At 66.3% G+C, this 3741-nt stretch carries 2 protein-coding genes; both read right to left on the reverse strand.

Annotated elements, in window-relative coordinates:
* The coding region (locus NA4_RS37535) for a non-ribosomal peptide synthetase (protein WP_157129555.1) at positions 1-2864 on the reverse strand (2864 nt) is incomplete at its 3' end.
* Positions 2861-3741, reverse strand: an 881-nt coding sequence (locus NA4_RS37540) for a condensation domain-containing protein (RefSeq protein WP_218022524.1), incomplete at its 5' end; no start/stop codon positions are given. The genes NA4_RS37540 and NA4_RS37535, both read right to left, overlap by 4 nt.

The following is a 3741-nucleotide window of genomic DNA, read 5'->3' on the forward strand; positions in this document are numbered from 1 at the left end:
GGTGCAGGCAGGGCCGCACGGTCGAGCTTGCCGTTCGCAGTCAGAGGCATAGCAGCGAGCTCGATGGACACCGACGGCACCATGTAATCGGGGAGCCGTGCCGCGAGTTGGGCGCGGATGTCGCCCGCGTCCACGGTCGTGTCGGCTCGATCGTCGACCACGTAATAGCCGACCAGACGTCCTGCTCCGTGCCCGTCATCATGTACGGCGACCGCGCACTCACCGACACCGTACACAGTCGCCAGCTGCGCTTCGACCTCCCCCAACTCGACTCGGTAGCCACGGATCTTGACCTGCTCATCGTCCCGTCCGAGGAACTCCAGGGTGCCGTCGGGTAGGAACCGTGCCCGGTCTCCTGTGCGGTAGAGGCGGGCGCCGGGAGTTGCGGCGAATGGGTCGGGAACGAATTTCTCCGCAGTCAACTCCGGGCGGCCGAGGTAGCCGCGGGCGACTCCGGCTCCGCCCAGGAACAGCTCGCCTGCCACACCTATTCCGACCGGCTCCATCGACGCGTCCAGCACGTAGGCCGTGGTGTTCGCGATCGGTCGGCCGATCGGTACCGGATCCTTCTCATCGTCACCGCAGACGTGGGCGATGCTGCCGACGGTGGCCTCGGTGGGGCCGTACTCGTTGATCAGCCGCGCTGATCCGGCGACGCTGCGGATGCGGCGGACGTCGTCGCGGCGGAGTGCTTCGCCGCCAACGACAATGGTTCCGATGAACGGGGACGTGCTCGCCGCATCGCTGTCGATGTTCAGAGTTCGCAGGTGCGCTGGTGTCGTCTTCACCAGTGCACGGTCGAGGTCTTGGGTGTTCGGGAGGGCATGGCCGTCGTCTTCGGACGGGAAATGTACCCGACCGCCGACGGTCAAGGGAGTCCACAATGTCGTGATCGTGAGATCGAACGTAATCGAGGAGGTCACCCTCGACACGACGTGCTCTCGGTCCGGGAGGTACTGCCCGGCGCTCCACTGCAGGTAGTGGCTGAGTTGGCGATGTTGGTTGACGACGCCTTTGGGTTGACCGGTGGAACCGGAGGTGTAGAGGACGTACACCGGATCCTCGGGGTCGGGTCCGGGCCGTGCGTGTTCGGATCGAGCGTCGGTCTCGATGATGGCGGGCCAGTCGGTGTCGACGGCGACCGCGTCCGTGTTCCATGGCGACGGCAACCGGGACCGCAGGCCGGACCGGGTAACCACCAGCGCCGCCGCGGAGTCCTCCAATAGGAACGCCAACCGGTCAACTGGGTGGGCCGGGTCCAACGGCAGGTAGGCTGCGCCCGCCTTCAACACCGCTACCAGCGCGATCACCAGGTCGCTGCCCCGGTCGAGGCAGATGCCCACGATGGCCCTGGTGCCAACGTTCCGAGAGCGCAGATATCGGGCCAGGATCTCCGAGCGCTCATCGAGTTCGGCGTAGGTCCATGACCCGCCGCCATCGGTGCTTACCGCGCAGGCCTGCGGCGTCGCCGCGACCTGTGCCCGGAACAGGTCCACCACTGTCCGGTCGGAGCCCCCGACTTCGGTGCGATTCCATGTGCGCGTCACCAACTCGTGCTCCGCGTCCGGAAGCGCCTGCACCGCACGAACATCCATCGCGGGGTCGGCGACGATTCGCCGTAATGCGGTGACGAAGTGCTCTGCCACACGTTGCACCGCCGGGTCGGCGACTCGGGAGGGGTCGTATTCGAATTGCAGGGTCATCAGCTCGTCGGGCTCGACGACCATGGTCAGCGCGTAGTTGGTCGGTACCCTGGAGATCGTTACCTCTGCTGCGGGCAGTTCGCCGCTGTCGGTGCTCGGATAGTTCTGGAACACCAGCGCGCAGTCCAATACCGCGTCGGGGTTGTCGATGCCGGCGCTGCGCAGTGCTTCGCCGACCCCGACGAACTCGTGATCCATACGTGCGGCGGCCAGACCGTGCACATCTTTGACGAGGTCGACGAAGCGGGCATTCGGGTCTGGGTCGATGCGGATCGGGTAGGTCTGAATGAATGCTCCGATAGCGGTGTCCAGGCCGGGGGTGGCCGCCGCGCGTCCTGACGAGGTCGCGGCAAACAGAGCGGTGGTGTTGCCGGTGTTCTTGACCAGGATCGCAGCCCAGGTGGCTTGAATGACGCTGTTGAGCGTCGCCCCCAGATGCCGCGCTGTGCGGCGAAGTCCGTCGGATTCCGCGGCGTCCAGGATGTGGCGATGGTGTCGCCACCCCGGTCCTGCCGCCAGGGTCCCGCAGGCCAGTGTTCGACTCAGCGGCGCCAGGTCGGTGATGCCGTGCAGGTGCGCCTGCCAGAACGCGGCGGCCTTGTCTCGGGGCAGTGCGGCTAGCCAGTCGAAGTAATAGGCCAGTGCGGCGCCGTCGCTGTCTCGGGCCGGGCCAATGGGGTCGGGCGACGCGTAGAGGTGCAGGAATTCCTCGACGAGTCGCGTTGTGCTCCAACCATCGAGGATTGCGTGGTGGTTGGCCAGTATCAAGTGGAACGCGTCGGCGTCGGCGAGCATGTAGACACGGGCCAGTTCGCCGCCGTCGTCGATCGAGAATGGTCGTGCCCGGTCGTCGGCGAGCAGGCAGTCGACCGGGGTGTCGGTGACCGAGCCTGCGTTGATCAGCTGCGGATGCGCTCCCTCACCCGGCCGCTGACGCAGGTGTCCGCCGTCCCAACCGAAGGCGTTGCGCAGCATCGGATGGGCCTCTGTCAGTGCAGTCCAGGTTGCGCGGAATCGCATGAAGTCCGGTGGCGCAGCGACGGTGACGACCAGCTGGCAGTGGTAGGTCGCCGCGTCTGTGCCAGCGCCGAGCGATTCGTAGATTATGCCGCGCTGTGCCGCGGTCAGGATATGGCTCGACTGGTGGGTGCTGCTGCTCATTCTCGCTCCGAGTTCCCGAGTTCGCTGGACAGGACGGTTAGGATCGCCAGTGTGTTATCGGCCAGGGCGGTGACCTCGGCTTCGGTGTGGGTTCCGGTGTCATGCCGCAGCCAGACGGTGAGTCGACCGTTCTCGATCGCGGCGTCGACTTGCAGCAGATAGTGCCGGTCACCCGCCGACGCCGGCGGGGCAAGGGGTTCGGTGGCGTGCGCGAACATCGCGTCTTCCCGGTCGGGGGTGTTGAATTGCCCGAGGTAATTGAGGCAGACATCGGAGGTCTTAGTCGGCAGCCGCCACCCGGCCAGGTAGGCGCCGACACCGAATCCGACACCACCGCGCGGGGTCGACGCGATCGCCTCGCGCGCGATCGCCAACGCCTCGACGGGAGTCGTATCAGCAGTCAGATCCAGCCGAACGGGATAGATCGCGGTGAACCACCCCACCGACCGGGACAAATCCATCCCCGCCGAAACGTCACGCCCATGACCCTCCACATCCACCAGAACTGAGTTGAGATGCGGTGTACCGCTGGCGGGTTGGGGACGCCATCGCTGAAGCGCCAAAGCCAGTGCGGCGGCAAGAGCGGGTTCGATCGAACGAGTCCGAACGAGGTTGGCGATCCGGTCGATCTCAACCGCAACGACGACCTGAGCGGAGTCCTCGACGCGAGGCTGGGCTGCTGGCCTGATGGTGAAGGGTGCGTGTTCGGTGACGGTGTCCCAGTGTGCCCGTTCGGCGTGCTGTTGTGCGCTGTCGACGCTCTCGTGCAGCGAGCGGGCCCATCGGGCGAACGAGGTGGCCTCCGGGGGCACAGCAACGACCTGCCCCGCTGTTGCTGCTTGGTAGGCGCGTTCGAGGTCGTCGATAGCGATGTGCC

This window comes from Nocardia amamiensis NBRC 102102, assembly GCF_001612745.1.
Taxonomy (GTDB): Bacteria; Actinomycetota; Actinomycetes; order Mycobacteriales; family Mycobacteriaceae; genus Nocardia; species Nocardia amamiensis.